Genomic DNA, 26,510 nt, shown 5'->3' on the forward strand with positions numbered 1-26,510 from the left:
TGTCTGGCGTTTTTGTTTGGCGGGAAGCGGGAGCAGGAAGCGGAGGGGGCGGTGTCGCTGGAGGGACCGGTAGGGTGGGTGAGGATAGACCGAAGCCCCTTCCCGAGGCGAGTTGAACTTGTCTGAGCAGCGGGAAGGGGCTTCGGTCTGTCCAGCGGGGAGGTTTTCCGTTCTGAGCCAGCGGAGAGGTTCAGAAGGCTTAATCCTGTGCCAATGAAAGCGCCGACCTATACTCAAAATCACCGGCATGGTGCGTAGTGGAGGAAGCCGCACCGAAATCGTGCCGGAAGTGATCAAAAAAGCTCGGGCATGGATATTGCTCGATCTCGACACAGCAATCTGCGGAGAAGCGTATGGTCGAGAGCTATAACGAGATGGCGAGCATCACAGGCACGACTCGCTCGCACTACCGTCGATTTGACGATTGGCTCAAGTGTCAGTCTGACGACGTCTTGCACCATAAGCGGACCGAGGCTGATCTCGCGTTCCGACGGGTGGGGATCACCTTTGCCGTCTATGGCAATGAGGCGGGGACTGAGCGGCTCATTCCCTTCGACCTCATCCCGAGAATTATTCCAGCGCATGAGTGGCAGACCTTGCAGACCGGTCTACGGCAGCGGGTCGACGCGTTGAACCGATTCATTCACGACGTTTATCACGATCAGGACATCTTGCGCGCGGGCGTTATTCCGGCTGAGCAGGTGTTGATGAATGCGCAGTATCGGCCAGAGATGCAGGGTGTCGACGTGCCCGGCAACATCTATGCGCATATCGCGGGCGTCGATGTTGTCAGAGCGGGAACCGGCGACGACGGCGTGTTCTACGTGCTCGAGGACAACCTGCGCGTACCGTCCGGCGTGTCGTACATGCTAGAAAACCGGAAGATGATGATGCGGTTGTTCCCGGAGCTGTTCGCCCGGAACCGCATCGCACCGGTCGAGCATTACCCCGATATGTTGCTCGACAACCTGCGCGCCGTCGCGCCGATGGGCGTTGACGACCCGACCGTCGTCGTCATGACCCCGGGTATTTACAACTCCGCGTACTTCGAGCATGCGTTTCTGGCCCAGCAAATGGGCATCGAGTTGGTCGAAGGACAGGACTTGTTCGTCGAAGACAACCTCGTCTTCATGCGCACCACCAACGGCCCCAAGCGCGTCGACGTCATTTACCGTCGTATCGACGACGACTTCCTCGATCCGCTGGCCTTCCGCGCCGACTCCACGCTGGGCGTGCCGGGTTTGCTGAGCGTCTATCGCGCCGGCCGCGTCACACTGGCCAACGCCATCGGTACCGGTGTCGCCGACGACAAGTCCATCTACCCGTTTGTGCCCGACATGATCGAGTTCTATCTCGGCGAAAAGCCGATTTTGAACAACGTGCCGACCTACCAGTGCCGGCGCGCCGACGATCTTGCGTACACCCTCGACAACCTCGGCGAGCTCGTCGTCAAGGAAGTGCACGGTGCCGGCGGCTACGGCATGCTCGTCGGGCCCGCGTCCACCAAAGCGGAGATCGAAGCCTTCCGGCAGCGCCTGCTTGCCAAACCCGACGGCTACATCGCCCAGCCGACATTGGCGCTGTCCGCTTGCCCGACCTTCGTCGAAGCCGGCATCGCGCCGAGACACATCGATCTGCGGCCGTTCGTGCTGTCGTCCGGCAAGAACATCACCATGGTGCCGGGCGGCCTCACGCGCGTGGCGCTCACCGAGGGCTCGCTCGTCGTCAACTCGTCGCAGGGCGGGGGCACCAAAGACACGTGGGTCCTTGAGAAGTAACCGAATCGACTGCCAGAACTACGTCATCAAACTCGGGAAGAGATCATGCTCAGCCGTACCGCCGACCACCTGTTCTGGATGGCCCGCTACATGGAGCGGGCCGAAAATACCGCGCGTCTGCTCGACGTCAACTTGCAGAACCTGCTGCTCCCGCAAGACGTCATCGACGACGAAGACGACAACGCCCCCATCTCGCTCGCCGGTCTCAACGACGAAGCCGGCTGGCGCGCCACGTTGCGCATTTCCGAACTCGAACCTGCTTTCAATCGCAAACACAGCCGCGCCACGCGTGCCAACGTGCTCGACTTCGTCGTGCGCGATCGCGACAACCCGTCGAGCATCGCGTGTTGTCTCGCGGCCGCCCGCGAAAACGCGCGTGCCGTGCGCGGCACCCTCACCACCGAACTGTGGGAAACCGTCAACAGTACGTGGCTCGAATTCCCCCGCATGATCGACCTGCTTGAGCATGACCCGGCGCACCTCTTCGAGTGGGTCAAAGTACGCTCGCATCTCTCGCGCGGCGTCAGCTTCGGCACCCTGTTTCAAGACGACGCGTTTTACTTCACCCGGCTCGGCCTCTTTCTCGAGCGCGCCGACAACACTGCCCGTATCCTCGACGTGCGCTTTCACGAGGCCGTGCGTACCGACCGTGCGGGCCCCGACGCATCGCATCCGACCGATTTTTACTACTGGTCGGCCGTGCTGCGCAGCGTGTCCGGTTTCGAAATTTACCGGAAGGTCTATCGTGACGTGATTACCCCCGAGCGCGTCGTCGAATTGCTCATGCTCAATGCCCATATGCCGCGCTCGCTGCTCGCGTCACTCACGGGCGTGTGCGAAAACCTCGCCACCTTGTCCAACGCGCAGTCCGGCGACGTCGAACGGTACGCCGGCAAACTGCACGCCGAACTCAAATACACCGATATCCAGCAGATTCAGCAGCAAGGCTTGCACCCGGTCCTGACCGAGTTTCTCGAGCGCGTGTCCGTGCTCGGCAACAAGATCAGCCAGACGTTCCTGATCCCGCTCGCGGCCTGATGCCATGCGCCTGACTATTCGTCACGAGACAACCTACCGCTACGACACGCCGGTGCGTTACACCATCCAGCAATTGCGGCTCACGCCGCCGTCGTCGGAAGTGCAGCGCGTCGTGCACTGGCGGCTAAACGCGCCCGGCAAGCTCACCGCCGCGCGTGACGCTTACGGCAACGACATGCACACCCTCGTGCTGCACCAGCCGCATAGCGAAATCCACCTGCTCGCCGAAGGCGAAATCGAAACCACCCCACTGGTCGACGGCCGGCTGGGCGAGACGGCCCACACCGTACCGGTGTTATCCTTCGCCAGCCCGACGCCGCTGACCGCCCGTAGCGAGGCCATCGACGCCATGGCCGCAGACACTGGGCTCACCACGCCCGACGAACTGCTGGCGCTGGCGGGGATCATCTGCAACAACGTCGAATACGAGTCGGGCATTACCGCTGTGACCAGCACCGCCGCGCAAGCGTTGGCGCTGGGGCGGGGCGTGTGTCAGGATCATGCGCATCTGATGCTGGCCATCTGCCGGGCGCGCGGCGTGCCCGCGCGATACGTCAGCGGCTACATCGATCCGGGCGACGTGCCCCATGCGGCAAGCCACGCATGGGTCGACGTCTGGGTCGACGGGGCGGGATGGGTTAGCATCGACGTCACGCACGCGTGTTTCGCCAGCGGCAACTATTGCCGGCTGGCCGTGGGGCGCGACTACGAGTCCGCCGCACCCGTGCGCGGCATGCGCAGCGGCGGGGCGACCGAAGCGCTGCACGTGTCCGTCAAGGTCGATGCAGCGCCGATCGAACAGTAGTGACTATCAGTCACTGGCAGTACCCTCACAAGATTCACTCGCAGGGGCACCGAATTGGACGGCGCCCCTGCTTTGCAAGACAGGAACGACATGACGTATTGCGTGGCCATGAAGCTCGATGCCGGGCTGGTCTTTCTCTCCGATACCCGTACCAACGCGGGTGTCGATCACGTGAGCACCTTCCGCAAAATGCTGGTGTTCGAGCGCCCGGGCGAGCGCGTGCTCGTGCTGCTCTCGGCGGGTAACCTCGCCGTCACGCAGGCCGTGCGCCAGCACCTCGTCGAAGCGCGCGACGCCAATACCCTCTGGAATGCCAAAACCATGACCGACGTAGCGCGCGTCGTGGGGCAGGCCATTCGCGACGTGTACGAGCGCGATGCCAAAGCGCTCGAAGCCTTCGGCGTCGACTTCAATTGCAGCTTCCTGCTGGGCGGCCAGATTGCCGGCGCGCCGAGCCGGCTGTTTCAGCTGTATTCGGCGGGCAACTTCATCGAAGCGTCGTCCGTGAACCCGTATTTCCAGATCGGGGAATCCAAGTACGGCAAGCCGATCATCGACCGGCTTGTCACACCCGCCACGTCGCTCGACGACGGTGCCAAGTGCGCGCTGATCTCCATGGATTCCACGCTGCGCTCCAACGTGTCGGTGGGGCTGCCGCTCGATCTGCTCGTGTACGAAGAGAATTCGCTGCGCGTGACGCGCTTCGCGTCGCTCAACGACGAGAACGTCTATTACAAGATGATTCACGACACGTGGGGCGAGCGTCTGCGTCAGGTGTTCGACGAGTTGCCCGAGCCGCAATGGGCCGCCACCGTGCCGGATACCCCGACCGGGCTGCCGCCGCTGGCCGTGCCACCCGATGGCGTGCCCGGGGCGTCCGAACCGGGCACCGTGCAGTCGCTCGCGCAGACCTTCAAGCTCAAGATGCCGTCCTGAACGCAGGCCATCGGATCACCAGAGCGACATAAAAAAACGGCGTGACTCAAGTCACGCCGTTCTTATTTGTCTTGCCGGTCGGTGCTACTGATCCGGCATCAAGCCTGCATCTGCGGGGCGAGCATTGCGCCGCCATTGACCGTGCGCCAGTACAGCCACGCACTTACGCCCAACGTCAGAATTTCGGTGATCAGCAGCGTGTACCAGATGGCCGCGCCACCGAACCAGACGTTCAGGAACCACAGCAGGCCCAGCAGCAACACCCAGCTACGCAACGTAGCAATCGCCGCCGACGGGCCGGGAGCTTCGATTGCCGTCAAAAAGCCCGCGACGATCAGGTTGCCCGCTGCCGGCAGAAACGCCAGCGCGTACCACAGCACCGCGTGCTCCAGAATCGACCACGCACTGCCGCCTTCCGGCAGGAACAGGAACGTGAGCGGGCGCGAGAGCGTCGCCATGGCAATTGCCACCAGCACCGAAAAGCCCATCACTGCGATCACGCCGAGTTTGAACGATCCCTTCAGGGCCGCCATGTCGCGCGCGCCGCGGTAGTAGCTGATCATCGGCTGCATGCTCTGCACCAGCGCCACCATCGTGACCGTCGCGCCCAGCGTCATGTATTCGAGAATCGCATACGCCGCCAGACCAGACTCACCGAAGTTAGCCAGAATCACGCGGTTGAAAGCAAACACCGTGATCGCCGGGGCGATGGCGCCGAGAAACTCCGACGCGCCGTTGTACATCACGCGCCCCACATACGACTCGCCTGCACCGAACGCGCGACGCGCCGGTACGACCTGCTTTGCGAACACGAAGTGATACGCCAGCATCACGCTGCTCGACACCATCATCGACAGACCTGTCGCCAGCGACGCGCCGTACATGCCCATGCCCTTGACGGCGATGAACCAGTAGTCGAGTGCCACGTTGGCCAGTGCGCCGAGAAACATCGCGTACAAGCCGAAACGGGCGGCCGGTGCGCCTTCCACACGCAGGAAGAGCTCCATCGCGTACAGGCCGTTGGCGAACAACACGAACCAGCCCCAGCCGGACAGATAGGCCACCACGTCGGCGGCGATGGCGCCTTCTGCACCCAGCGCAGCGGCGATCTCATGACGGAACAGCAAGACGGCAGCGCTCATCATGATGCCGAAGGCGAGCATCGCCCAGAGCACCTGCGAGAACGCACGGCGGGCGTCGGCCTCGCGGCCTTCACCCAGCAAACGGGCGATGAGTGTGGCACCACCCACGCCGACCATGACGCTGAAGGCGTAAGGCACGTACAGCAGCGGCACCACGAGGTTAAGCGCGGCGAGTGCCTGTTGGCCGACGTAGCGGCCGATGAAGATCCCGTCGATCAGTGTGTAGATCGTGTAGACCCATCCGGACAAGATGGTCGGAATCGCGAGTGCAGTGAACTGCTTGAAAAGTTGTTTGAACGCAGGCGTCCTCACGCCCTGCATGGACGAATAAGAATTGGAATGAGACATGTTGGACATGATCCCCTCGATGACATATCGCCGCGTCGTGTCGGGACGCGGCTCACCGTGGCTTGCACATCAGGTACAGCGAGATGGAGAGTGTTGCCGGGGAGTATTACCGGGCGCGCGCAAGCGATGGCGCACCCGCTCCGCCCGAGTTAACGCGAGAAGCGTTATCGGGTCGGCAGGAAGGACGGCGGGAACATGGCCTGATGCAAATGCACCCAGACAACGCCTTGCCGTGAATCGGAAAACAGGAGGAAATTCATGGTGTTTATGCGTGACGCGCCTGCCGGTGAAGGCATCGCGCCGGTCATCTGACGTCGTTGGAAGGTTGCGGGGAGATTCCCCGTATTGGTTACCTTCTGAACGTCACACCCGGACTGCCGGGCGCGTAGAACAGACCTGCATTCGCGTGACAAAGTTCCCAAGTGTTTGATTTTTATAATGTCGTGGGAAATGCCTCGGGGGCAGTGTCGTCACGCGCACCCATAAAAAAGGGGCGCCGAAGCGCCCCAACATGGGTCCAGCAAGAAAGACGGTCGTAGCCGTTATTGTTGTGCGCCGCCGTTGAACCAAGCGGCAATCTTCTGGCGTTCTTCGTCCGTCATCTGGGTCACATTACCCAGCGGCATCGACTTGAGCGCCACGCTTTGTTGATAAATGCGCTGGGCGTTCTGCGAGATCTCGGCCGGCGTGTCGAGCATCACACCTGCCGGTGCGCTGCCCATCATGGTCGGCTTGGCCGAGTGGCACGTCGCGCAACGCTGCGTGAGGATCGGCTGAATCTCCGAGAGCTTCACGGCAGGGGCGGCGGCTTCACCGTGCGCACCGGCGGCCGGGGCCGGGGTGGGGCGCGGGGCGGCGAACACGGCAATTCCGGCGAGCAGCGCGGCACCCGCTACCGGCAGCGCGTACAGATTCTTGCCCGAATGACGCAGCACGAAGAACTGACGAATCATCGCACCGGCCGCCATGATGATCGTGAGGATCACCCAGTTGTACGGGTTGCTGTACGTGAACGCGTAGTGGTTGCTGATCATGATGAACACGACCGGCAGCGTGAAGTACGTGTTGTGCACCGAGCGTTGCTTGCCCAGCTTGCCCCAGATCGGGTTCGGCACTTCGCCCTTGGTGAGCGCGTCCACGCTCTTGCGTTGGCCCGGAATGATCCAGAAGAACACGTTGGCCGACATCGACGTCGCCATCATCGCGCCCACGATCAGGAACGCTGCACGGCCCGCGAAGATGTGCGTCGTGGCATACGTTGCGGCCACCACGAACAGCGCCACGCCAATGCCCAGCACGCGCTCGTTCTTGCCCAGTGCACGGCACAGGAAGTCATAGACGAACCAGCCGCCGATCAGGAACGCCACGGCAATGCCGACGGCCTGACCCGGTTGCAGGTCCATCACGTTCTTGTCGATCAGGTACGTCTGCGGTTGCAGCAGATACAGCACGCAGAACAGGGCAAAGCCCGACAGCCACGTGGTGTACGACTTCCACTTCGACCAGTGCAGGTCCGAAGGCATCTGCGGCGGCGAGTTCAGGTACTTCTGGGCGTGGTAGAAACCGCCGCCGTGCACCGACCACATCTCGCCGAATACACCTTTTTGCTTGTCTTCGGCCGCCTTGGGCGGCTTCAGACCGTTGTCCAGCATCACGAAATAGAACGACTCGCCAATCCACGCGATCGCGGCCACCACGTGCAGCCAGCGCAACAGCAGATTGACCCAGTCGGTAATAAACGCTTCCATCTTATGTTCTCCTCAACTGCCTGACATTCACGTCCGCGGTTATTAGGTTTAGCTACCGCGATACGTGGAAAAGCTCCACGGCGACACCAAAAGGGGCACGTGGTAGTGCTGCGAAGGTTCGGCAATGCCGAAGCGCAAGACAACGCGATCGACGAAACGCGGTGCCGGAACGTCCACGCCTTGTGCCGCGAAGTAGTCGCCTGCGTGAAAAACCAGCTCGTATTCGCCCGCGACAAACTCTTCGCCTTCGAGCAGCGGCTTGTCGCAGCGGCCGTCGTTATTGGTCTGCACGTCGCGCAGCGAGCGGCGCTCGCCGTCCACGCGCCACAGCTCGACACGGATGCCCGCGCCAGGCTTGCCGTGCGATGTATCAAGTACGTGGGTAGTCAGTCGTCCCATGGTGTCTCCTGTGATGGATGGCTGCATTGTAGGGAGATGGCGGCCCGGCAACGCGCGCAATACCAAAGATAAAAACGTGCACATACCATGTCACGCCAGACAAAAAGATGACGCGCATCAAGTGACGGCCTGAAGATGGCAAGCGCGCTCAGCATGCACCGGATTGAGGATTTTTTGGACCACTATGGGGTTCTGTTATCCGGTCTATAACAGTATCCGCATGATGCGTTGACCCGGCCGTCGATGATTTGCCCGGAAAGCCCAATGGCTACGTGCATTCTTGGGGAAAACCCGAAACTCAAGATAAGCATTCATGCATACGTTCTATGAAAAAAACACTATAGCCCCCGGTGGTCTTGCCGCAAAAGGCGTCGACCTGCACCATTGAGCCACCCCAAAAAATCAATCAAACAGCCCCCCTGGGATGGAGACGCAATGAGTGTGACAACGAAAACCGTCGATCCAGTCGACGAGAGACTGCCGATCGCTAAATTGTTCATGCTGGGCCTGCAACACGTGTTGGTGATGTATGCGGGTGCGGTCGCTGTGCCGCTGATCATTGGCGGCGCCTTGGCCTTGCCCAAGGATCAGATTGCTTTCCTGATTTCTGCCGACCTGATGTGCTGCGGTATCGCCACGCTGCTGCAAAGCGTGGGCGTGGGCCGCTTCGGCATTCGTATGCCGGTCATCATGGCGGTGACGTTTGCGGCGGTTGGCCCGATGCTCGCCATCGGCACCAACCCGGCGCTAGGCCTGCCCGGCATCTTCGGCGCAACGATTGCCTCGGGCATCATCGGCACGCTCATTGCCCCGCTCATCGGCAAGCTGTTGCGTTTCTTCCCGCCGATCGTGACGGGCATCGTGATCACGTCGATCGGTCTGACGATCATCGGCGTGGGCATCAACTGGGCGGCTGGTGGCGTGGGCAACCCCGATTACGGCGATCCGGTCTATCTGGGCGTGTCGTTCGCGGTGCTCATCTTCATCTTGCTGATCACGCGTTTCGTGAAGGGCTTCTTCTCGAACATCGCCGTGCTGCTGGGCATTCTGTTCGGCTTCGCCATCGCGCTGATGCTGCACAAGGTGAGCTTCGATGGCCTCGATCAGGTGAAGTGGTTCGACGTGGTGCTGCCGTTCCACTTCGGCATGCCGGTGTTCGATCCGTGGGCGATTACCACGCTCACCATCGTGATTCTGATCACGTTTATCGAATCGACGGGCATGTTCCTCGCGCTGGGCGAAATCGTCGGCAAGCCGGTGGATGAAAAGGCACTCGTGGCCGGTCTGCGTGTGGATGGTGTGGCAACGGTCATCGGCGGCCTGTTCAACACGTTCCCGCATACCTCGTTCTCGCAGAACATCGGTCTGGTCGGTGTGACCGGTGTGAAGAGCCGTTGGGTGTGTGCGGCGGCGGGCGTGATTCTGCTGGTGTTCGGCCTGATTCCGAAGATGTCGGTGGTGGTCGCTTCGATTCCGCAGTTCGTGTTGGGCGGCGCCGGCGTGGTCATGTTCGGCATGGTGCTGGCTACCGGCATCAAGATCCTGACCAAGGTCGACTACAACAACAATCGCTACAACCTGTACATCGTGGCCATCAGCATCGGCATGGCGATGATTCCGGTGGCATCGAACAAGTTCTTCGCAAAGATGCCGGAACAACTGGCTCCGTTGCTCCATAGCGGCATTCTGCTGGCGACGTTGTCGGCGGTGATCCTGAACGCCTACTTCAACGGCTTCAAGGCACCCGCCGCCAATGGCCACGGTGAGAAGAACGGTAACGGTCTCGGGCTGGAGGCGCACTGATGACATCGCTGCTCGTCAAAAACGCGGAAGTTGTCGTCACGATGGATGCCGGCCGGCGCGAAATCGCCCGCGGCGGCATCTACGTCGAAGACAACCGCATCGTGGCCGTGGGGAGCAGCGAGTCGCTGCCCACGACCGCCGACGAGGTGCTCGATCTGGCCGGGCACGTCGTGATCCCCGGTCTGGTCAATACGCACCACCATATGTATCAAAGCCTCACGCGCGCCATTCCGGCGGCGCAGGATGGCGAGCTGTTCAACTGGCTGACGAATCTGTACCCGGTGTGGGCCAATCTCACGCCGGAAATGATTCGCGTGTCGACGCAGACGGCGATGGCCGAGTTGCTGCTCTCGGGCTGCACGACCTCGAGCGATCACCTCTATATCTATCCGAACGGCTGCAAGCTCGACGACAGCATCGAAGCCGCCGGTGAGATCGGCATGCGTTTTCACGCGAGCCGCGGCAGCATGAGCGTGGGCCAGAGTCAGGGCGGCCTGCCGCCCGATCGCGTGGTCGAGCGTGAGGCCGACATTCTCAAAGATACGCAGCGCCTGATCGAGAGCTACAACGACGCGGGCCGGTATTCGATGTTGCGGGTGGTGGTGGCGCCGTGCTCGCCGTTCTCGGTGAGCCGTGACCTGATGCGCGAATCGGCGACGATGGCGCGTCACTATGGCGTGTCGCTGCATACCCATCTGGCCGAGAACGTCAACGACATCGCCTACAGCCGCGAAAAGTTCGGCATGACGCCCGCCGAGTATGCGCAGGACCTCGGCTGGGTCGGGCACGACGTGTGGCATGCCCACTGCGTGCAACTCGATGACGCGGGGATCGCGCTGTTTGCCAAGACCGGCACCGGCGTGGCGCATTGCCCGTGTTCGAACATGCGTCTTGCGTCGGGCATCGCGCCGGTGCGCCGGATGCGCGACGCGGGCGTGCCGGTCTCGCTGGGCGTGGATGGCTCGGCGTCGAACGATGCCGCCAGCATGATCAACGAAGTGCGTCAGGCGCTCTTGTTGCAGCGCGTGGGCTTCGGGCCGAATGCGATGACCGCGCGCGAAGCGCTGGAGATTGCCACCATCGGCGGGGCCCGCGTGCTGGGCCGCGACGATATCGGCGTGCTGGCCCCGGGCATGGCGGCCGACTTCGTGGCGTTCGACACGCGCGGTGTCGGCATGGCCGGTGGCCTGCACGACCCCGTGGCGGCATTGGTTTTCTGTAATCCCGGACAAGCTGCGTACAGCGTGGTGAACGGGCGAGTGGTGGTGCGCGACGGGCGTCTGACGACGCTCGATCTGCCGACCCTCGTCACGCGTCACAACGCGCTGGCGCGGCAACTGGCCGAGGCTTCCCGATAAAGCGTTGCCACACCGGCTACATATTCATGGTGTGTCGCCGAGCGTGGCAATGGGCAAACGGGAGGTCTTAGCAGCGTTCTCGTGCATGGGGAGCGCTGCCTTGCGGTTCGGCGGAGCGGTGGGGGCCGCTCCGCCGGTAAAAACCGGCAAGGCGATGAATACACGATTGGGATTTACAGCAGGATGACGCCGATGTTCAGCAGAAATAGGGCCGAACTACGGCCGAACGACGGCCGAGCTAATACAAGGTCACGACAGCATCACGACAGCATCAGGGCAGGGCGCGCGTTTCGAGCAGCGTACGCGTGGCATCCGAGATGACGCTGCGCAGCCAGCGCACTTCATCCGAATAGTGCGTGCGTTCGTGCCACAACTGGTAGTACTGCATCGGCGGGAAGTCGATCGGCGCTTCGACCACCGTCAGCGGCAGGAACTCGGCGTAGTGATCGGCAAAGAGGCGCGTCGTCGTAAAGATCAGGTCCGACTTCAGCAGCACGTACGGCGCCAGATTGAAGTACGGAATCGTGACGACCACATTGCGCTTGAGACGCTCGCGCGCCAGATGCATGTCGATGGCACCGCGTTGCGCGACGGAATAGGGCGTCGGGGCGAGATGCGGGCTGGCAAGGTACTGGTCGAGCGTGAGGCCGCGTTTGGCGAACGGGTGCGTATTGCGCACCAGACAAACGATCTGGTCGACAAACAGGTTCGAGAGGTGAAGCTGCTCCGGCGGTTCGGGCCAGTTACCGATGACGATATCGACCTTGCCGTCTTCGAGCGCGTGCTCGTAGTCGAATGCCGGGCCGAGGGAATGCAGTTCGAGCTGTGCGTTGGGGGCTTGCTGACGAAAGCGCTCGACGACGGTCGGCACGAAGAGGGTATTCAGATAGTCTGGCGAGCCGATACGGAACGTGCGCACCGTGGTCGCCGGATCGAAGTTCGATTGCTGCACCGTAATGCGTTCGATCTCGCGCAGTGCGTTTTGCGTCGGTTCCAGCAGCGACTGGCCGTATTCGGTCGGTACCATGCCCTGCTTACCGCGCACGAGCAGCGGGTCGCCGGTGATGTCGCGCAGGCGGCGCAGGGCGGCGCTGATGGCCGGCTGCGACTGGTTCAGCTTGACGGCCGCACGCGTGACGCTGCGCTCGATCAGCAAGGTATGCAAGACGCGCAGCAAATAAGTATCGATCGGTTCGCGGTTTTGGCTCATGACTAATATAACGATCCGAATATGTCGGACCCGGGATTGCATAAGTAAAACATTATGAGGCATAAGCGCCGGCCGACTCTATAGCGGAAAGCCCCTATCACCACAATAGCTGGTTCGCTTCGGGAAACTGCCATGTTATTGACACGCGCTCGACATTTCGCCGCGAATTGGGTATTTTCGGACCGCCCAAGCCCCGGACCGAGACTTCCCGCCGTGACATCCCCTTTGCAATCGACGCCGCGTCTGACGCTGACCGGCATCACCAAGCGCTATCCGAGCGTGGTGGCCAACGACGATATCGCGTTGCGCGTCTTGCCCGGCGAGATCCACGCCGTACTGGGCGAAAACGGTGCCGGCAAGAGCACGTTGATGAAGATCATCTACGGCGCTGTGCGGCCCGACGCGGGTGAAATTCTCTGGGAAGGCGAGCCGGTGCGCATCGAGAGCCCGGCGGCCGCGCGCAAGCTAGGCATCGGCATGGTGTTTCAGCATTTCTCACTGTTCGAGACGCTCACTGTCGCCGAGAACATCTCGCTGGCACTCGACGATACTGGCCATGACCTGAAAGCACTGGCCACGCGGATTCGCGAAGTGTCGGCGCAGTACGGGCTGGAAGTCGACCCGGCGCGGCACGTGCACAGCCTGTCGGTCGGCGAGCGCCAGCGCGTGGAGATCGTGCGCTGTCTGCTGCAAAACCCGCGCTTGCTCATCATGGACGAGCCCACCTCGGTGCTCACGCCGCAAGCCGTTCAGAAACTCTTCACGACGCTGCGCCGGCTGGCTGCCGAAGGATGCAGCATCGTCTACATCAGCCACAAACTCGACGAAATTCGCGATCTTTGCGACCGCGCGACGGTGCTGCGTGCGGGCAAGGTGTCCGGCCATGCCGTGCCGCGCGATGAGACCGCCGAAACCCTCGCACAAATGATGATCGGGCGGGCATTGCCGCAGATCGAGCGCCGGGCGCATCAGCCCGGCGATGTGCTGCTGTCGGTGCAGAACCTGTCGCTGGCGAGCGAAGACCCGTTCGGCACCTCGCTGCACGACGTGACGCTCGACGTGCACGCGGGCGAGATCGTCGGTATTGCCGGGGTGTCCGGCAACGGGCAGGCGGAATTGCTGGCGGCGCTCTCGGGTGAGGCCCGTGCCGGCCGGCCCGACGCCGTAAAGCTCAACGACCGCGCCGTCGGCCGGATGGGCGCTGCCACGCGCCGTCGCCTCGGGCTGGCGTTCGTCCCGGAGGAGCGTCTGGGGCGCGGCGCGGTGCCCAGCATGTCGCTGACCGATAACGCGCTGCTCGGTGCGTCGGGGACGGCGCACCTCGGCTTGCTGCGCGGCGGCTGGGTTCGCCACGGGGCGCTGCGGCGCTTTGCCTCGCTGTGCATCGAGCGCTTCAACGTGAAGGCCGGCGGCCCGGACGCGGCGGCGCAGAGCCTGTCGGGCGGCAATCTTCAGAAGTTCATCGTCGGGCGCGAAATCCTGCAAGAGCCGAAGGTGCTCGTGGTAGCGCAGCCGACGTGGGGCGTGGACGTTGGCGCGGCGAGCTTTATCCGCCAGCAGTTGCTCGACCTGTCGTCGCGCGGTGTGGCGGTGCTGGTGCTCTCGGAAGAACTCGACGAATTGTTCGAAATTTGCGACCGGATCGCGGTGCTCGCGCAGGGGCGCCTGTCGCCGATGCGCAAGCCCGAACAGACCGACGCGCGTGAAATCGGCCTGTGGATGGCGGGGATGTTCCCCGGCGGCCCCGGTCAGCGCGCTGCCTGACGTACGCATCAATTCAGGCATCAATTCAGGCATCAACGGTGGCCCGCGCCGACGCGGGCACTGCAACGTTTCCATCAAGACCAGACATCATGCTCGATTTCACGCTTGAGCCACGGCCAAGTCCCTCACGCACCATGCGGCTCGCCATGCCGCTGGTGGCCACGCTCATCACGCTGGCGGGCGGCGTGCTCATTTTCAGTTTTCTGGGCAAGAACCCGGCGCAGGCGATGGCGGCGTTTTTCCTCGCGCCGATCAGCAGCCTGAACGGCTGGTCGGAGCTGCTGCTCAAGGCGTCGCCGTTGTGTCTGATCGCGCTGGGGCTGGCAATCGGCTATCGCGCGAATGTGTGGAACATCGGGGCGGAAGGGCAGTTGCTGCTCGGCGGCATCTTCGCCTCGGGCGTCGCGATCCATTTCGACGGTCATGGCGGCCCGTGGCTGCTGCCGCTGATGATGCTCGCGGGAGCTGTGGGCGGCATGTTGTGGGCGGCCATCCCGGCCTTGCTGCGCGTGAAATTCAACGCCAACGAAATTCTCGTGAGCCTAATGCTCACGTATGTGGCCACGCAATTGCTGATCTATCTGGTGAGCGGGCCGTGGCAAGACCCGCACGGCATGAACTTCCCGCAGTCGATCAACTTCAGCCGTGACGCGCTGTTCCCGCGTTTCTTCGGCGACTGGCGCTGGGCGCCGTGGCGCGGCACGCGGCTGAACGCTTCGGTATTCATGGCGGTGGTGGCCGTGCCGGCCGCGTGGTTCTTCATGCGCAAGAGCTTTGCGGGCTATCGGATGGAAGTCGGTGGCCTCGCGCCACTCGCCGCGCGCTACGCCGGGTATTCGGAACCGCGCGCCGTCTGGCTGGCGCTGCTCATCGGCGGTGCAGCCGCCGGGCTGGCAGGCACGGGCGAAGTGGCTGGCCCGGTGGGGCAGTTGCAGGCGACGTGGGCGCCGGGCTACGGCTTCACGGCCATCATCGTGGCGTTTGTCGGGCGGCTGCATCCGGTCGGTATCGTGCTTGCCAGTCTGCTTATGGCGCTGCTCTATCTCGGTGGCGAAGCGGTGCAGACCTCGCTGCAATTGCCCAAGGCAATCAGCGGCGTGTTTCAGGGGCTGCTGCTGTTCAGCCTGCTGGGCTGCGACGTTTTCGTGAATTACCGACTGCGTCGTCGCGCCCGTGCGACCGCGCAGAGCGTCTGAGGAGCGCGGCATGGACTGGATCAATCTGCTCACGCCGCTGGCCGCGAGTGCCGTCATCGCGGCGATTCCGCTGATGCTGGCTGCGCTCGGCGAACTCGTGACCGAGAAGTCGGGCGTGCTCAATCTCGGTGTCGAAGGGATGATGCTGATGGGGGCGATCGGCGCCTTCGCCGTGACGGTCGTGACCGGCAGTCTCTGGCTCGGCGTGCTTGCCGGCATTGCGGCGGGCGTGGCGATGTCGGCCGTGTTCGCGTGGCTCACGCTGACGTTGATGGCCAATCAGGTCGCGACGGGCCTCGCATTGACGATTTTCGGCGTGGGATTATCGGCCTATATCGGGCGCCCTTACACGGACGCGACGATTCCGATGTTGCGCGATCTGCCGATTCCCGGGCTGTCGTCGATTCCGGTGCTGGGGCCCTCGATCTTCTCGCTGAACCCGCTCGGCTATCTGGCCGCGGTACTGCTGGTGGCGATTGCTTGGTTCCTTTACCGCACGCGGGCCGGGCTGGTCCTGCGCTCGGTGGGCGAAGCGCCGTCGGTGGCGCACGCCATTGGGTATCCGGTCGTGCGGATTCGCTATCTCGCCACGCTGTTCGGCGGGGCGATGTCGGGGCTGGCGGGCGCGTATTACTCCGTGGGCTATCTGCGGCTGTGGCAAGAAAACCTGACGGCCGGGCGCGGTTGGATCGCGCTGGCGCTGGTGGTGTTCGCGACGTGGCGTCCGGGACGCACCGTGTTGGGCGCGCTGCTCTTCGGGGTGGTGATGGCGCTGCAATTTCAGGCGCAGGCTATGGGTATTCGCATTCCGTCGCAGGCGCTCGCGAGTCTGCCGTACGTGGCGACCATCGTCGTGCTGGTGATCATTTCACGCAATCGTCAGACCATTCGCCTGAATGCCCCGGCGTCGCTGGGCAAACCGTTTTTTGCTGGTTCTTGAAGTCAATCAATCAATCGATACCGAGGAGAAAATCGATGCGACGTAAAGTCCTGATCACGATGGCGAGCCTGGCGGCCGCCATGCTGGTTTCGGCCTGCGGCAAGCAGGATAACAACACGGCCAGCGCACCGGCCGCCGCATCCGACGCGCAGGCCGCTTCGGCCGCCCCGGCAGGCAAGGGCCCGGTCGGTGTGGCGTTTGTCTACATCGGCAACCCGGGCGACGCCGGCTGGACGTTCGCGCACGAGCAAGGCGCGAAGGCCGTCGAAGCCAAGTATGGCGACAAGGTGAGCGTGACCCGCGTCGAGAACGTGCCGGAAGGCGCCGACTCGGAGCGCGTGTTCCGCGATCTGGCCAGCAAGGGCAACAAGCTGATTTTCGGCACGTCGTTCGGTTACATGGACTCGATGGTCAAGACGGCCGCCGATTTCCCGGACGTGACGTTCGAACACGCCACGGGCTTCAAGACGGCACCGAACCTCGGCACGTACGACGTGCGCACGTATGAAGGCGCGCATCTGGCCGGTGTGGTCGGTGGCCGCGTGACCAAGACGAACGTGATCGGGTACGTGGCCTCGGTGCCGATTCCGGAAGTGATCCGCAATATCGACGCGTTCACGATCGCCGCCCGCGAAGCCAACCCGAAGGTGAAGGTCAAGGTCGTGTGGATCAACAGCTGGTTTGATCCGGGCAAGGAACGTCAGGCCGCTGAGTCGCTGGTCGGGCAGGGCGCCGACGTGCTGATGCAGAACGTGGACTCGGCCGTCGTCATGCAAGTGGCCGAAGAGAAGAAGATTCACGCCTTCGGCTGGGATTCGGACATGAGCAAGTTCGGCCCGAATGCGCATCTGGCCTCGGCCGCCATCGACTGGAGCAAGTACTACATCCGCACGGTCGACGAAGTGATGCAGGGTTCGTGGAAGAACACCCCGGTCTGGGGCGGCATCAAGGAAGACGAAATCAACCTCGTCGCCATCAACGACAAGGCCGTGCCGGAAGCCGTGCGTAAGGCCGTGACCGAGCGTCACGACGCCATTCGCGACGGCAAGTACGACCCGTTCACCGGCCCGCTCAAGGGGCAGGACGGCAAGGAAATCGTGCCGGCCGGCAAAACGCTCAACGACGACGAGAAGCACCAGATCAACTGGTTCGTGGAAGGCGTCGAGGGCACGCTGCCGAAGCAATAACGCCATTACCATCGTTGGATGGTGAAGTGGCTGGCCCGGCAGGTGCTGCGGGCAGAGAAACCGCCGGTGACCCCGGCGGTTTTTTCTTTGGGGCGATTCACAGGTTCCTCATTCGCCATGTGACGGCGAGAGACACGCATCGGTGTTAAAATGTCAGGTTTCGTGGCGCAAATTCGTGCCGCCGCACCTCATCTTCCGGATACCGCCAGTGCTGTCTACCGCCAATATCACCATGCAATTCGGCGCCAAGCCGCTCTTCGAGAACATCTCCGTCAAATTTGGCGGGGGCAACCGTTACGGCCTGATCGGCGCGAACGGCTGCGGCAAGTCCACGTTCATGAAGATCCTCGGCGACGACCTGGAGCCGAGTGGCGGGAACGTCATGCTCGAACCGAACGTGCGCCTCGGTAAGCTCAAGCAGGATCAGTTCGCTTACGAAGACATGCGCGTGCTCGACGTCGTGCTGATGGGCCACACGGAAATGTGGGCCGCCATGAGCGAGCGCGACGCCATTTACGCGAACCCGGAAGCGACCGACGACGATTACATGCACGCGGCCGAACTCGAAGCGAAGTTCGCCGAGTACGACGGCTACACGGCCGAAGCGCGTGCCGGTGAGCTGCTGCTGGGCGTGGGCATTCCGACGGATCAGCATCAGGGCCCGATGAGCAACGTCGCGCCGGGCTGGAAGCTGCGTGTGCTGCTGGCACAGGCACTGTTCTCGAACCCGGACGTGCTGCTGCTCGACGAACCGACCAACAACCTGGACATCAACACGATCCGCTGGCTGGAAGATGTGCTCAACGAGCGCAACTCCACCATGATCATCATTTCGCACGATCGCCACTTCTTGAACGCCGTTTGCACGCACATGGCCGACATGGACTACGGCACGCTGACGGTCTACCCGGGCAACTACGACGACTACATGCTGGCGTCGGCGCAGGCTCGCGAGCGTCAGATGGCGGCGAACTCGAAGGCCAAGGAGCGTATCTCCGACCTGCAAGACTTCGTGCGCCGCTTCTCGGCGAACAAGTCGAAAGCGCGTCAGGCAACCAGCCGTCTCAAGCAGATCGACAAGATCAAGGTGGAAGACGTCAAGCCGTCGTCGCGTCAGAACCCGTTCATCCGTTTTGAATACGAGAAGAAGCTGCACAACCTCGCATTCGAATTCGAGGGCATCGGCAAGTCGTACGAGCGTCCGATCTTCAAGAACTACACCGGTGCAGTGCGCGCCGGCGAGCGTGTGGCCATCATCGGTGAGAACGGTGCCGGTAAGACGACGCTGCTGCGCAGCCTGATGGCCGACCTGCCGGTCGATGCAGGTAACGTGAAGTGGGCCGAGAACGCCAACATCGGTTACATGCCGCAAGACACGTCGGAAGCGTTCCCGCAGGACCTGAACCTGACCGACTGGATGACGCAGTGGGGCAAGGAAGGCGACGACGATCAGGTGATTCGTGGCTCGCTGGGCCGTCTGCTGTTCGGTGGCGACGACGTGCGCAAGTCGGTGCGTGTGCTCTCCGGTGGTGAGAAGGGCCGCATGATCTGGGGCAAGCTGATGCTGGGCCGCCACAACGTGCTGATGATGGATGAGCCGACCAACCACATGGACATGGAGTCGATCGAATCGCTCCAGATCGCGCTCGACAAGTATCCGGGCACGCTGGTGTTCGTCTCGCATGATCGCGAATTTGTCTCGGGTCTGGCAACGCGCGTCATCGAAGTGAAGAGCGACGGCACGCTGGTCGATTACGCCGGTACCTACGACGAGTATCTGGCCAGCCAAGGCGTGGAGATCTGACGTAACGCGCTGATGTAGCGTGCTGACGTAGCGCGCTAACCTAACGCATCGTTAGATTCACAACGACAAACAGGGCGCTTGCATTGCAGGCGCCCTGTTTGCGTTTACCGCCGCGCGACTACAATTGACGTTTGTTGTCACGCTGCGAGCAGGAGACCTCACATGATCACTCAGGACAAGTTTTTCATCGACGGCCAGTGGGTCGCACCGATCGGCACCGGCACGCTGGACGTCTTTCATTCGGCCGACGGCAAGCTGATGGGCCGCATTCCGGAGGGCGTTGCCGCCGACACGGAAGCCGCCGTTGCCGCTGCGGTCAAGGCGCGCGACACGTGGGCCGCCACGCCGCCGGCCAAGCGCGCCGAGTATCTTCGCAAGATCGCCGACGGTCTCGAGGCGCGCGCAGAGGAACTCGCGCAGGTGATCACCGGCGAGACCGGCATGCCGATTCGCGTGTCGCGTGCGGTACAGGTCGCGGCGCCCGTTCAGCACTGGCGCCATTACGCCGAACTCGCGCAGACCTTCGTCTTCGAGGCGCAGGTCGGTAACTCGCTGGTGGTGCGCGAGCCGGTCGGTGTGGTCGGTGCCATCACGCCATGGAACTACCCGCTCAATCAGATCACCGTGAAAGTCGCGCCGGCACTCGCCGCCGGTTGCACGGTGGTGCTCAAGCCGTCGGAGATCGCGCCGTTCGACGCGTTCATCCTCGCCGAAGTCATCGAGCAGGCCGGATTGCCGGCGGGCGTATTCAATCTCGTGACGGGGCTGGGACCGGTCGCCGGCGAAGTGCTGGCACGGCATCCCGACGTGGACATGGTGTCCTTCACGGGCTCGACCCGCGCAGGCAAACGTGTTTCGGAAGTGGCCTCGCAAACGGTCAAGCGGGTGGCGCTTGAGCTGGGTGGCAAGTCGGCGTCCATCGTGCTCGACGATGCCGACCTCGCGGCCGCGGTGAAGGGCACGCTCAACGCCTGCTACCTGAACTCGGGGCAGACGTGCGCGGCGCACACGCGCTTGCTCGTCCCGGCGACGCGCTACGACGAAGTCAAGGCACTCGCCAAGGAATCGGTTGCGCGTTTCACGCTGGGCGATCCGCGCGAAGACGCAACGCGGCTCGGGCCGCTGGCGTCGGCGGCACAGCGGGAGCGCGTGCAGTCGTACATTCGCAAGGGGCTGGCGGAAGGCGCCGAGTTGATCGCCGGTGGCGACGCCGTACCGGAAGGCTTCGAGTCGGGCTTCTTCGTGCAGGCCACCGTGCTCGGCCGCGTTACACCGGACAGCACGCTCGCGCAGGAGGAAATCTTCGGCCCGGTGCTCACGATCATCACGTATCAGGACGAGGCCGATGCAGTGCGCATCGCCAACGACTCGATTTACGGACTGGCAGGGGGTGTGTGGTCAGGCGATGAGGCACGTGCGGCGCGCGTGGCGCGTCGAATCCGCACGGGGCAGGTGAGCATCAACGGCGGGGAGTTCAACGTGGCCGCGCCGTTTGGCGGCTTCAAGCAATCGGGGAACGGTCGCGAGAACGGCGTTTATGGATTCGAAGAATTCCTCGAATATAAATCGCTGCAATTCAAGGCGACGGCGTCGAAGTCGTAGTCCCGTCGTCGCAAAAGCGCATCGCCGTGCCTTCTCGGGTGATGCGTTCCCAGATGACGCGTTTCTCGTCTTCGTTGAAGAACACCCAGTTCGACACTTCGTAAGCGGTGCGGCCGCACCCTTTGCAGACCTCGTCGAACAGGGTGGAGCAAATGCCAATGCAGGGGCTGTCGGGACGGTCGTGCAGTTCGGACATGTCGGAGAAATTCAGGAAGGTGGGACAGGCGTCATTATCGCATCGGCGACGCCGCCCATCACGGATTGATTACACACAGGCGTCCGCCGGATGCCACGGCAGACTCGGGAGACTCTCACATGCTGCGGAGTTGGCAACTTTTTGCACTCGGTTCGGCGTTTTTCGCTGCACTCACGGCGATTTTCGGCAAGCTCGGGGTGGCGCAGGTCAATTCGAACATGGCCACGCTGATTCGCACGGTGATCATCTTCGCCGTGACGCTGGCCATCGTCGGCATGCGCGGCGAGTGGCAGCGCCCCACTAGCCTGACGGCGAACACGTGGCTGTTTCTGGTGCTGTCCGGGGTGGCGACGGGGCTGTCGTGGCTGTGTTACTTCCGGGCGCTGCAACTCGGCCCCGTCTCGGGCGTGGCGCCCCTCGACAAGCTCAGCGTGGCGATGGCGATGCTGATCGGCTGGGTCGTCCTCGGCGAGCCGTTCTCGCTCAAGGAGGCGCTCGGCGGCGCGTTGATCGTCGCCGGCGCGCTGGTCCTGGTGCTGTAAGTTGGCTTACCAGCGGAACACGCTGTAGCCGATACGCACCTGCGATGGCGAATGCCGGTTGTAATCGAGCAGGTCTTCGCCGTAGCCGGTGAAGTACCCGATCCAGATATAGCCGCCGGCGCCCGAAATCAGCTTGCCGAGCGGGTAGGTCACCTGCACATCCACGCTGCCGTAGTTACGCTTCATGCCCTTGCGCAGCGTGGCGCCGACCTGCCAGCCGTTCGGCTTGCCCCACAGCACCAGTAAGTCCATATAGCCGCGATAGTTCTGGATATCGGGGTTGTCGGCCTTCTCGACATACGCATAGAGCTTGGGCGCCACCGTCCAGTGGTACTCCGCCGGATCGCCGAACGTGAAGATCGGTTTGACGAAGACCGTGTTGATGCTGCGCGAGTCGGGACCGGCCTTGCCGTTCGACTCGTGTTCGACACCGGCCGCCACGCCAAGCGACGAGAACCAGCCCGCGCGAACCCCCGTATCCGGGATGTAATAGAACAGGCTCGGCCGGTAGTTCGAATCGCGGAACGGCGCTGATTCCGCCTCCAGATCCCAGATCGACAACTGCGTGTAACCGAAGTACAGGTTGTCGAGGAATGATTTGGACGACGGATTATCCGGTTTGAGAATGTGGAACTTGAAGCTCAACTGGAAGCGCGCGTTAGCGTCGCCATTCTTACCAAACGCGATGTACATCGGCTCGTGCGACGAGATACGCGCGAACTCGGTATCGGCCGTCGGTGCAACGGCGTCGGCGGTGGCGCTGGCCGGGGCCGTCGACGTGCCGGGTGTGCCGGGCGCGGCGGTCGCATTCGCGGCACTGGCGGCGTCGGCAGCAGCAGCGACAGAAGCGCTACCCGTACCTGCCGCAGCCGCAGCGACGGCAGCGCCACTCGCAACCGCCGGCGCGGCGGCCACCATCGGCTCGGCGGGGGCAGCGCGATCGAGCACGATGGTCGTAATCGAGGCGTCCCAGTCCACCGGTTCAAGGCGCACCGTACCGCGCAATTCCTTGGGTAATTCAGCCGCGTAGGCGATGCGCCGGAACTGACCGTTCGAGAGCGTGACCTTTGCGGGCACGACGGCGGCGCGCTTCAGATGCAGCAGCGTCGGCTTGAAATCGTCGTTGGAAATACGCACGACGATTTCGTCGGGCAGCTTGACGGTCTTACGGCCCGGCGCGTCTTGCGTCACGAGCAGCGTCAGTTGCAGAGGGGCGCCGCCGGTGAGCGCGCGCGGCGGTTGCAGCAGCGACAGATCGGCGTGTGCGGCGTTGCTGAACGCGAAACAGAGGGCGGCGCCGAGTTGCATGGCGCGCAGCGGCCATGGCGCGAGCGCGGCGAGCGTAGTGGATGTGGCGAACGTGGCGAGATTCGTCTTGGGCATCGGTCCGGTCTGGGTTGTCGACCCCGGGCCGGCAAGCCCGAAGTCAGTTACGAGCCGCCGCCGGTGAGCACCCGGAGGTCGGACTCGCGTGCGCAGCGATCGCGCCCGCGAGATTTGGCAAGATACAGTGCGGCGTCGGCACGTTGCAGCCAGGCATTGTCGTCATCGCCTGCGTGCCACTGTGCGACCCCGGCGCTGATCGTGAACTGAAGTGCGCGTCCATCGACATTGATACGCGCCGCGCGAACCGCTTCGCGCAAGCGCTCGGCAGCATCGAAGGCACGGGCTTCGGTGGCGCCACTCAGGATAATAGCGAATTCTTCGCCCCCCAAACGACCGCAGATGTCATCTTCGCGTAACGAATCGTGACAAAGCCGCACGAACGTGGCCAGCACGGTGTCGCCGAGCGCATGTCCCCACGTGTCGTTGATCTGCTTGAAGTGATCGAGATCGACAAGGACGATGCACGCCGGCACGCCCGTGGTATTGGCCTGATTGACTTCGCTGCGCAGGCGTTTCAGGAAGTGTCCGCGCGAAAGGCTGCCGGTGAGGGCGTCGTACTTCACCTCGTGTTCCAGCGCGGCGTTCTTGGCTAGTGTGTCGGACAACTGAAGTTTGCCGCGTCGCAGGTGGCGAATCAGTAGAACGAGAGCGCCTGCGGAGCTCAACATCAGGCCGAACATCAGCACGGTGTAGCGCTGGCGCTCGATGAACAGGCTGCGCAGCGTCGGCACCTCGCTCATCGTGTAGATCACCAGCTCGCTGTCCATCGACGTGGCGGATTCGAGCAAATAGGGCTGATTGTCCGGGCGCACGCGCACCAGATCGGCGGCATCGGGATCGTGATGCGCCTGCGGTTCCCCACGGGTGCCGGGCAGCAGAAACGGTGGCGTGCCGGGCGCCGGGTCGTAGTCCTCGATGGGCACGACCGTGAAATCATCCTGCTGATAAAGATGGCGGCGCTCGGCCGGCGTCATCTTGAACACCGGTGCGCCGGGCACCGCCAGCCCGGTGAAGGTCGGGTCGTTGGCGAGCACGATCACGCCGTTGACGTCGGTGACGAACGACGCCCCCGTATCGACCCAGTGCGACAGCCGGCGCAACCCGAGCTTGACCACCATCACGCCGACGAGGCGGCCGTCCTGATAGACGGGGGCGGTGAAGTAGATGCCGGGCAGTCGCGTCTTGCGCCCAATTACATACTGCTGGCCCGCCGTGCCGAGCACAGCGGCCTGAAAGTAGCCCCGGTCGCCGTAGTTGTCGCCGACGAGCGGGTTGGGGCCCTTGGCATCGCTCGACGCAATCGTGACGCCGTCGGGGGTGCCGAGCCAGACGAGATCGGCGCCGAAATACAACTGCGCGGCGCGCAGCAGTTCGTTCACGGGCTTGAGGGCGGCATTGGCGAGCAGCTTTTCTCGCGCCATTTCATGGGGCAGTTCGGTCAGCGGGTGATCGGCGATGTCGGCAGCCGCGCGCTGAATCTGCGAGATCTGCGCGAGCACCTGCGGGATGCCGCGAATGAGGATCAGATCCTGATTGACCGTATGCACGGTGCCGCGCGCGAGCCGGGTGGCGACGCTGCGTTCCTCGGCCAGCAGGCGCGCCGAGCGGTTCGCCACCAGTTGATCGGCGGCGAAGCGCGCCAGGCCCCATGCGGCAAACACGCACAGGAGCATGACGACGCCGCGAACGAGGACAGGCGTGGCGCGGCGCGAAAAGAGGGTGTTGAAGGAGTTGAGCAACGGCAAAAACGATTACAGACGTCCGTGCCAGTCTCGGATGAACGTCTCGATGTGGCCGGGTGGCAAGGGTCGAGTGCAATGATAACCCTGCCATGCGTGGCAGCCGAGTTGCGCAAGCGCATCGCGTTGTGCGCTCGTCTCAACGCCTTCGGCCACTGTCTCGATTTCAAGTTTGCGGGCGATGGCGATAATGGCGCGAATCAACTCGGTGTCGTAGCCGCCGAGCAATACGCCCGCCACGAACTGATAGTCGATCTTGACGGTGCCGAACGGCCAGCGCTTCAGACGCACGAAGCTGGAATAGCCCGTGCCGAAGTCGTCGAGCGACAGGCGCACGCCCATCGCTACGAGTTCGTTCATGAGGGTGGCCGCCTCGTCCAGATGCGAAATCAGCGACGATTCCGTGATTTCGATTTCCAGCTTATCGGGCGGTACGCGGTGATGCTTGAGCGCATAGCGCACGGTCTCGAGCGTTTGCACGCGCATCTGCTGGGCCGAGAGATTCACGGCCACGCGTGGATATTCCTCGCCGTCGGTCTGCCACTGGTCGAGCTGGCGGCAGGCTTCGTGCAATGTCCACTCGCCGATCGGGCCGATCACGTCGCAACGCTCGGCGGCCGGGATGAATTCGCCCGGCATGATCAGTTCGTCGTCGCGCTGCCAGCGAATCAGCGCTTCGAGACCGGTCAGCCGGTGTGTGCGCATGTCGATTTGCGGCTGGTAGTGCAGGCGGAATTCCGAGCCCGAGAGCGCGCGGCCAATGGCGCTGCGCCAGTAGTGCTCGTTGCCGGCGTCGTCCGGCGGCGTGACACCCTCGGTCGGTGCGCTGGGCGCATCGGTGACGAGAAAGCGTGCTGCGCTCTCGCGAATGGCCAGATCGGCAACTTCGGACGTATGTTCGAGCAGCGTGGCGGGCCACACCGGCACCTGCGGCAGGTGCGTGATACCGGCGGACAGAATCGGGTAGAGCAGGCCGTTGCCGCACGGCACCGGCGATTCGCCGGCACGGATAAAACGGCGGGTGATCTGCACGGCGGCTTCGCGGCTGCCGAGGTCGCGCAGCAGCACGGCAATCTGTTGCTCCGAGACGCGCCCGATCAGGTCGCGCCGCCGAATGCGCGAGCCGATGCGGAATGCCACCGTGGCGAGCAGATCGGCATCGGAAATGGCTTGCTGATTGGTGGCTGTGCGCTGACCACGGCCGACGTGCAGCACCACGAGGGCGCTGTGACTGCCGGGCGGGCTGGGCGTGCGTAGCTCAAGGCTGAGGGCGCGCAGCAGCCGCTGGCGATCCAGCAACAGATCGGCCAGTACGACTTGCCGGCGCAGCGCGTTGGTATCGTTCATCTCGGCAGGCAGGCTGACGTCGCCCGTAGGGTTGAACGTGGGTCATTCTCGCGTGTCAGGCCGGCGAACCGGTGAAGCCCACGCGTCGAACAGGTCGTGCCGCCAGGAAACCCTTGAATCATGTTCTGCATAAGACGCGTAAATGTGTCGGCCGGTAACAGGCGATGCACTGGCAGCCCCATGCGAGGCACCCCCGTTTGACGGCAGACCGCGCGCAAGGCGTGGCCCGACAAGAAGCTCGT

21 protein-coding genes are annotated in these 26,510 nt (G+C 63.2%); 13 read left to right on the forward strand and 8 right to left on the reverse strand.

The window, feature by feature from the left end; genetic code table 11:
- Window positions 1-353: 353 nt before the first annotated feature.
- From PIN31009_RS18815 to PIN31009_RS18830, 4 genes are all read left to right on the forward strand, one after another.
- Complete coding sequence (locus PIN31009_RS18815) at window positions 354-1,778, forward strand: circularly permuted type 2 ATP-grasp protein (RefSeq protein ID WP_174996180.1); 1,425 nt, start codon at window positions 354-356, stop codon at window positions 1,776-1,778.
- Window positions 1,779-1,823: 45 nt separating this feature from the next.
- Window positions 1,824-2,816, forward strand: coding sequence for an alpha-E domain-containing protein (locus PIN31009_RS18820; RefSeq protein WP_058378929.1), 993 nt, complete (start codon window positions 1,824-1,826; stop codon window positions 2,814-2,816).
- 4 nt (window positions 2,817-2,820) lie between these two features.
- Window positions 2,821-3,621 (forward strand): transglutaminase family protein, encoded by an 801-nt coding sequence (locus tag PIN31009_RS18825; RefSeq protein ID WP_150685619.1) that lies wholly within the window; start codon window positions 2,821-2,823, stop codon window positions 3,619-3,621.
- A 90-nt stretch (window positions 3,622-3,711) separates the two neighbouring features.
- Complete coding sequence (locus tag PIN31009_RS18830) at window positions 3,712-4,557, forward strand: proteasome-type protease (RefSeq protein ID WP_150685618.1); 846 nt, start codon at window positions 3,712-3,714, stop codon at window positions 4,555-4,557.
- 98 nt (window positions 4,558-4,655) lie between these two features.
- Here PIN31009_RS18830 and PIN31009_RS18835 read toward each other — a convergent pair whose 3' ends face one another.
- The 3 genes from PIN31009_RS18835 to uraH form a co-directional block, all read right to left on the reverse strand.
- Complete coding sequence (locus tag PIN31009_RS18835; protein ID WP_246185742.1) at window positions 4,656-6,056, reverse strand: MATE family efflux transporter; 1,401 nt, start codon at window positions 6,054-6,056, stop codon at window positions 4,656-4,658.
- Window positions 6,057-6,589: 533 nt separating this feature from the next.
- Entirely contained in the window at window positions 6,590-7,795 is a 1,206-nt protein-coding gene (locus tag PIN31009_RS18840; RefSeq protein WP_058378926.1) for a urate hydroxylase PuuD, read from the reverse strand.
- 48 nt (window positions 7,796-7,843) lie between these two features.
- Entirely contained in the window at window positions 7,844-8,194 is a 351-nt protein-coding gene (gene uraH / locus PIN31009_RS18845) for a hydroxyisourate hydrolase (RefSeq protein ID WP_058378925.1), read from the reverse strand.
- A gap of 435 nt (window positions 8,195-8,629) precedes the next feature.
- Here uraH and PIN31009_RS18850 point away from each other — a divergent pair, with 435 nt between their 5' ends.
- Both PIN31009_RS18850 and PIN31009_RS18855 read left to right on the forward strand, forming a co-directional pair.
- Complete coding sequence (locus PIN31009_RS18850; protein WP_150685616.1) at window positions 8,630-9,997, forward strand: nucleobase:cation symporter-2 family protein; 1,368 nt, start codon at window positions 8,630-8,632, stop codon at window positions 9,995-9,997.
- Window positions 9,997-11,355, forward strand: coding sequence for an 8-oxoguanine deaminase (locus PIN31009_RS18855; protein WP_150685615.1), 1,359 nt, complete (start codon window positions 9,997-9,999; stop codon window positions 11,353-11,355). Before PIN31009_RS18850 ends, PIN31009_RS18855 begins: the two co-directional genes overlap by 1 nt.
- A 271-nt stretch (window positions 11,356-11,626) precedes the next feature.
- On the opposite strand, the gene PIN31009_RS18860 is transcribed toward PIN31009_RS18855, so the two are convergent.
- On the reverse strand, window positions 11,627-12,565 hold the full coding sequence (locus PIN31009_RS18860; RefSeq protein ID WP_150685614.1) for a LysR substrate-binding domain-containing protein: 939 nt from the start codon (window positions 12,563-12,565) through the stop codon (window positions 11,627-11,629).
- A 132-nt stretch (window positions 12,566-12,697) separates the two neighbouring features.
- Here PIN31009_RS18860 and PIN31009_RS18865 point away from each other — a divergent pair, with 132 nt between their 5' ends.
- The 6 genes from PIN31009_RS18865 to PIN31009_RS18890 all read left to right on the forward strand — a co-directional run bounded on the left by PIN31009_RS18865 (window position 12,698) and on the right by PIN31009_RS18890 (window position 21,058).
- A complete protein-coding gene (locus PIN31009_RS18865) occupies window positions 12,698-14,329 on the forward strand; it encodes an ABC transporter ATP-binding protein (protein WP_150791259.1) in 1,632 nt (543 codons plus the stop codon).
- 89 nt (window positions 14,330-14,418) lie between these two features.
- Window positions 14,419-15,525 carry an ABC transporter permease gene (locus PIN31009_RS18870; RefSeq protein WP_371328779.1) on the forward strand — a complete coding sequence of 369 codons (1,107 nt, stop codon included), beginning with the start codon at window positions 14,419-14,421 and terminating at the stop codon, window positions 15,523-15,525.
- Between the two features lie 10 nt (window positions 15,526-15,535).
- Window positions 15,536-16,465 (forward strand): ABC transporter permease, encoded by a 930-nt coding sequence (locus tag PIN31009_RS18875; RefSeq protein ID WP_087689058.1) that lies wholly within the window; start codon window positions 15,536-15,538, stop codon window positions 16,463-16,465.
- Between the two features lie 35 nt (window positions 16,466-16,500).
- Window positions 16,501-17,652 carry a BMP family ABC transporter substrate-binding protein gene (locus PIN31009_RS18880; protein ID WP_058378918.1) on the forward strand — a complete coding sequence of 384 codons (1,152 nt, stop codon included), beginning with the start codon at window positions 16,501-16,503 and terminating at the stop codon, window positions 17,650-17,652.
- Between the two features lie 208 nt (window positions 17,653-17,860).
- A complete protein-coding gene (locus PIN31009_RS18885) occupies window positions 17,861-19,456 on the forward strand; it encodes an ABC-F family ATPase (protein WP_150685612.1) in 1,596 nt (531 codons plus the stop codon).
- 162 nt (window positions 19,457-19,618) lie between these two features.
- The gene (locus PIN31009_RS18890; RefSeq protein WP_150791260.1) at window positions 19,619-21,058 is read left to right on the forward strand and encodes an aldehyde dehydrogenase family protein; all 1,440 of its coding nucleotides are present in this window, start codon (window positions 19,619-19,621) and stop codon (window positions 21,056-21,058) included.
- Here the strand turns inward: PIN31009_RS18890 and PIN31009_RS18895 are convergent.
- The gene (locus PIN31009_RS18895) at window positions 21,033-21,254 is read right to left on the reverse strand and encodes a DUF1289 domain-containing protein (protein ID WP_150791261.1); all 222 of its coding nucleotides are present in this window, start codon (window positions 21,252-21,254) and stop codon (window positions 21,033-21,035) included. The two genes, PIN31009_RS18890 and PIN31009_RS18895, sit on opposite strands and share 26 nt — an antisense overlap.
- A gap of 119 nt (window positions 21,255-21,373) precedes the next feature.
- Here PIN31009_RS18895 and PIN31009_RS18900 point away from each other — a divergent pair, with 119 nt between their 5' ends.
- Entirely contained in the window at window positions 21,374-21,796 is a 423-nt protein-coding gene (locus tag PIN31009_RS18900) for an EamA family transporter (protein WP_087689055.1), read from the forward strand.
- 6 nt (window positions 21,797-21,802) lie between these two features.
- Here PIN31009_RS18900 and PIN31009_RS18905 read toward each other — a convergent pair whose 3' ends face one another.
- Genes PIN31009_RS18905 through PIN31009_RS18915 form a run of 3 tightly spaced genes read right to left on the reverse strand, consistent with a single transcriptional unit; the run spans window position 21,803 to window position 26,268 of the window.
- Window positions 21,803-23,179 (reverse strand): phospholipase A, encoded by a 1,377-nt coding sequence (locus PIN31009_RS18905; RefSeq protein WP_246185743.1) that lies wholly within the window; start codon window positions 23,177-23,179, stop codon window positions 21,803-21,805.
- 47 nt (window positions 23,180-23,226) lie between these two features.
- On the reverse strand, window positions 23,227-24,921 hold the full coding sequence (locus PIN31009_RS18910) for a sensor domain-containing diguanylate cyclase (protein WP_150791262.1): 1,695 nt from the start codon (window positions 24,919-24,921) through the stop codon (window positions 23,227-23,229).
- 12 nt (window positions 24,922-24,933) lie between these two features.
- Window positions 24,934-26,268 carry a putative bifunctional diguanylate cyclase/phosphodiesterase gene (locus PIN31009_RS18915; RefSeq protein WP_150685608.1) on the reverse strand — a complete coding sequence of 445 codons (1,335 nt, stop codon included), beginning with the start codon at window positions 26,266-26,268 and terminating at the stop codon, window positions 24,934-24,936.
- Between the last annotated feature and the right edge of the window lie 242 nt (window positions 26,269-26,510).

The organism is Pandoraea iniqua (assembly GCF_902459685.1).
GTDB classification, from domain to species: Bacteria; Pseudomonadota; Gammaproteobacteria; order Burkholderiales; family Burkholderiaceae; genus Pandoraea; species Pandoraea iniqua.

What these genes read in the sequence shown, in the direction of transcription:
- PIN31009_RS18815 (WP_174996180.1), top strand. Translation starts at nt 354, where the DNA reads ATGGTCGAGAGCTATAACGAGATGGCGAGCATCACAGGCACGACTCGC.
- PIN31009_RS18820 (WP_058378929.1), top strand. Translation starts at nt 1,824, where the DNA reads ATGCTCAGCCGTACCGCCGACCACCTGTTCTGGATGGCCCGCTACATG.
- PIN31009_RS18825 (WP_150685619.1), top strand. Translation starts at nt 2,821, where the DNA reads ATGCGCCTGACTATTCGTCACGAGACAACCTACCGCTACGACACGCCG.
- PIN31009_RS18830 (WP_150685618.1), top strand. Translation starts at nt 3,712, where the DNA reads ATGACGTATTGCGTGGCCATGAAGCTCGATGCCGGGCTGGTCTTTCTC.
- PIN31009_RS18835 (WP_246185742.1), bottom strand. Translation starts at nt 6,056, where the DNA reads ATGTCCAACATGTCTCATTCCAATTCTTATTCGTCCATGCAGGGCGTG.
- PIN31009_RS18840 (WP_058378926.1), bottom strand. Translation starts at nt 7,795, where the DNA reads ATGGAAGCGTTTATTACCGACTGGGTCAATCTGCTGTTGCGCTGGCTG.
- uraH (WP_058378925.1), bottom strand. Translation starts at nt 8,194, where the DNA reads ATGGGACGACTGACTACCCACGTACTTGATACATCGCACGGCAAGCCT.
- PIN31009_RS18850 (WP_150685616.1), top strand. Translation starts at nt 8,630, where the DNA reads ATGAGTGTGACAACGAAAACCGTCGATCCAGTCGACGAGAGACTGCCG.
- PIN31009_RS18855 (WP_150685615.1), top strand. Translation starts at nt 9,997, where the DNA reads ATGACATCGCTGCTCGTCAAAAACGCGGAAGTTGTCGTCACGATGGAT.
- PIN31009_RS18860 (WP_150685614.1), bottom strand. Translation starts at nt 12,565, where the DNA reads ATGAGCCAAAACCGCGAACCGATCGATACTTATTTGCTGCGCGTCTTG.
- PIN31009_RS18865 (WP_150791259.1), top strand. Translation starts at nt 12,698, where the DNA reads ATGTTATTGACACGCGCTCGACATTTCGCCGCGAATTGGGTATTTTCG.
- PIN31009_RS18870 (WP_371328779.1), top strand. Translation starts at nt 14,419, where the DNA reads ATGCTCGATTTCACGCTTGAGCCACGGCCAAGTCCCTCACGCACCATG.
- PIN31009_RS18875 (WP_087689058.1), top strand. Translation starts at nt 15,536, where the DNA reads ATGGACTGGATCAATCTGCTCACGCCGCTGGCCGCGAGTGCCGTCATC.
- PIN31009_RS18880 (WP_058378918.1), top strand. Translation starts at nt 16,501, where the DNA reads ATGCGACGTAAAGTCCTGATCACGATGGCGAGCCTGGCGGCCGCCATG.
- PIN31009_RS18890 (WP_150791260.1), top strand. Translation starts at nt 19,619, where the DNA reads ATGATCACTCAGGACAAGTTTTTCATCGACGGCCAGTGGGTCGCACCG.
- PIN31009_RS18895 (WP_150791261.1), bottom strand. Translation starts at nt 21,254, where the DNA reads ATGTCCGAACTGCACGACCGTCCCGACAGCCCCTGCATTGGCATTTGC.
- PIN31009_RS18900 (WP_087689055.1), top strand. Translation starts at nt 21,374, where the DNA reads ATGCTGCGGAGTTGGCAACTTTTTGCACTCGGTTCGGCGTTTTTCGCT.
- PIN31009_RS18905 (WP_246185743.1), bottom strand. Translation starts at nt 23,179, where the DNA reads ATGCCCAAGACGAATCTCGCCACGTTCGCCACATCCACTACGCTCGCC.
- PIN31009_RS18915 (WP_150685608.1), bottom strand. Translation starts at nt 26,268, where the DNA reads ATGAACGATACCAACGCGCTGCGCCGGCAAGTCGTACTGGCCGATCTG.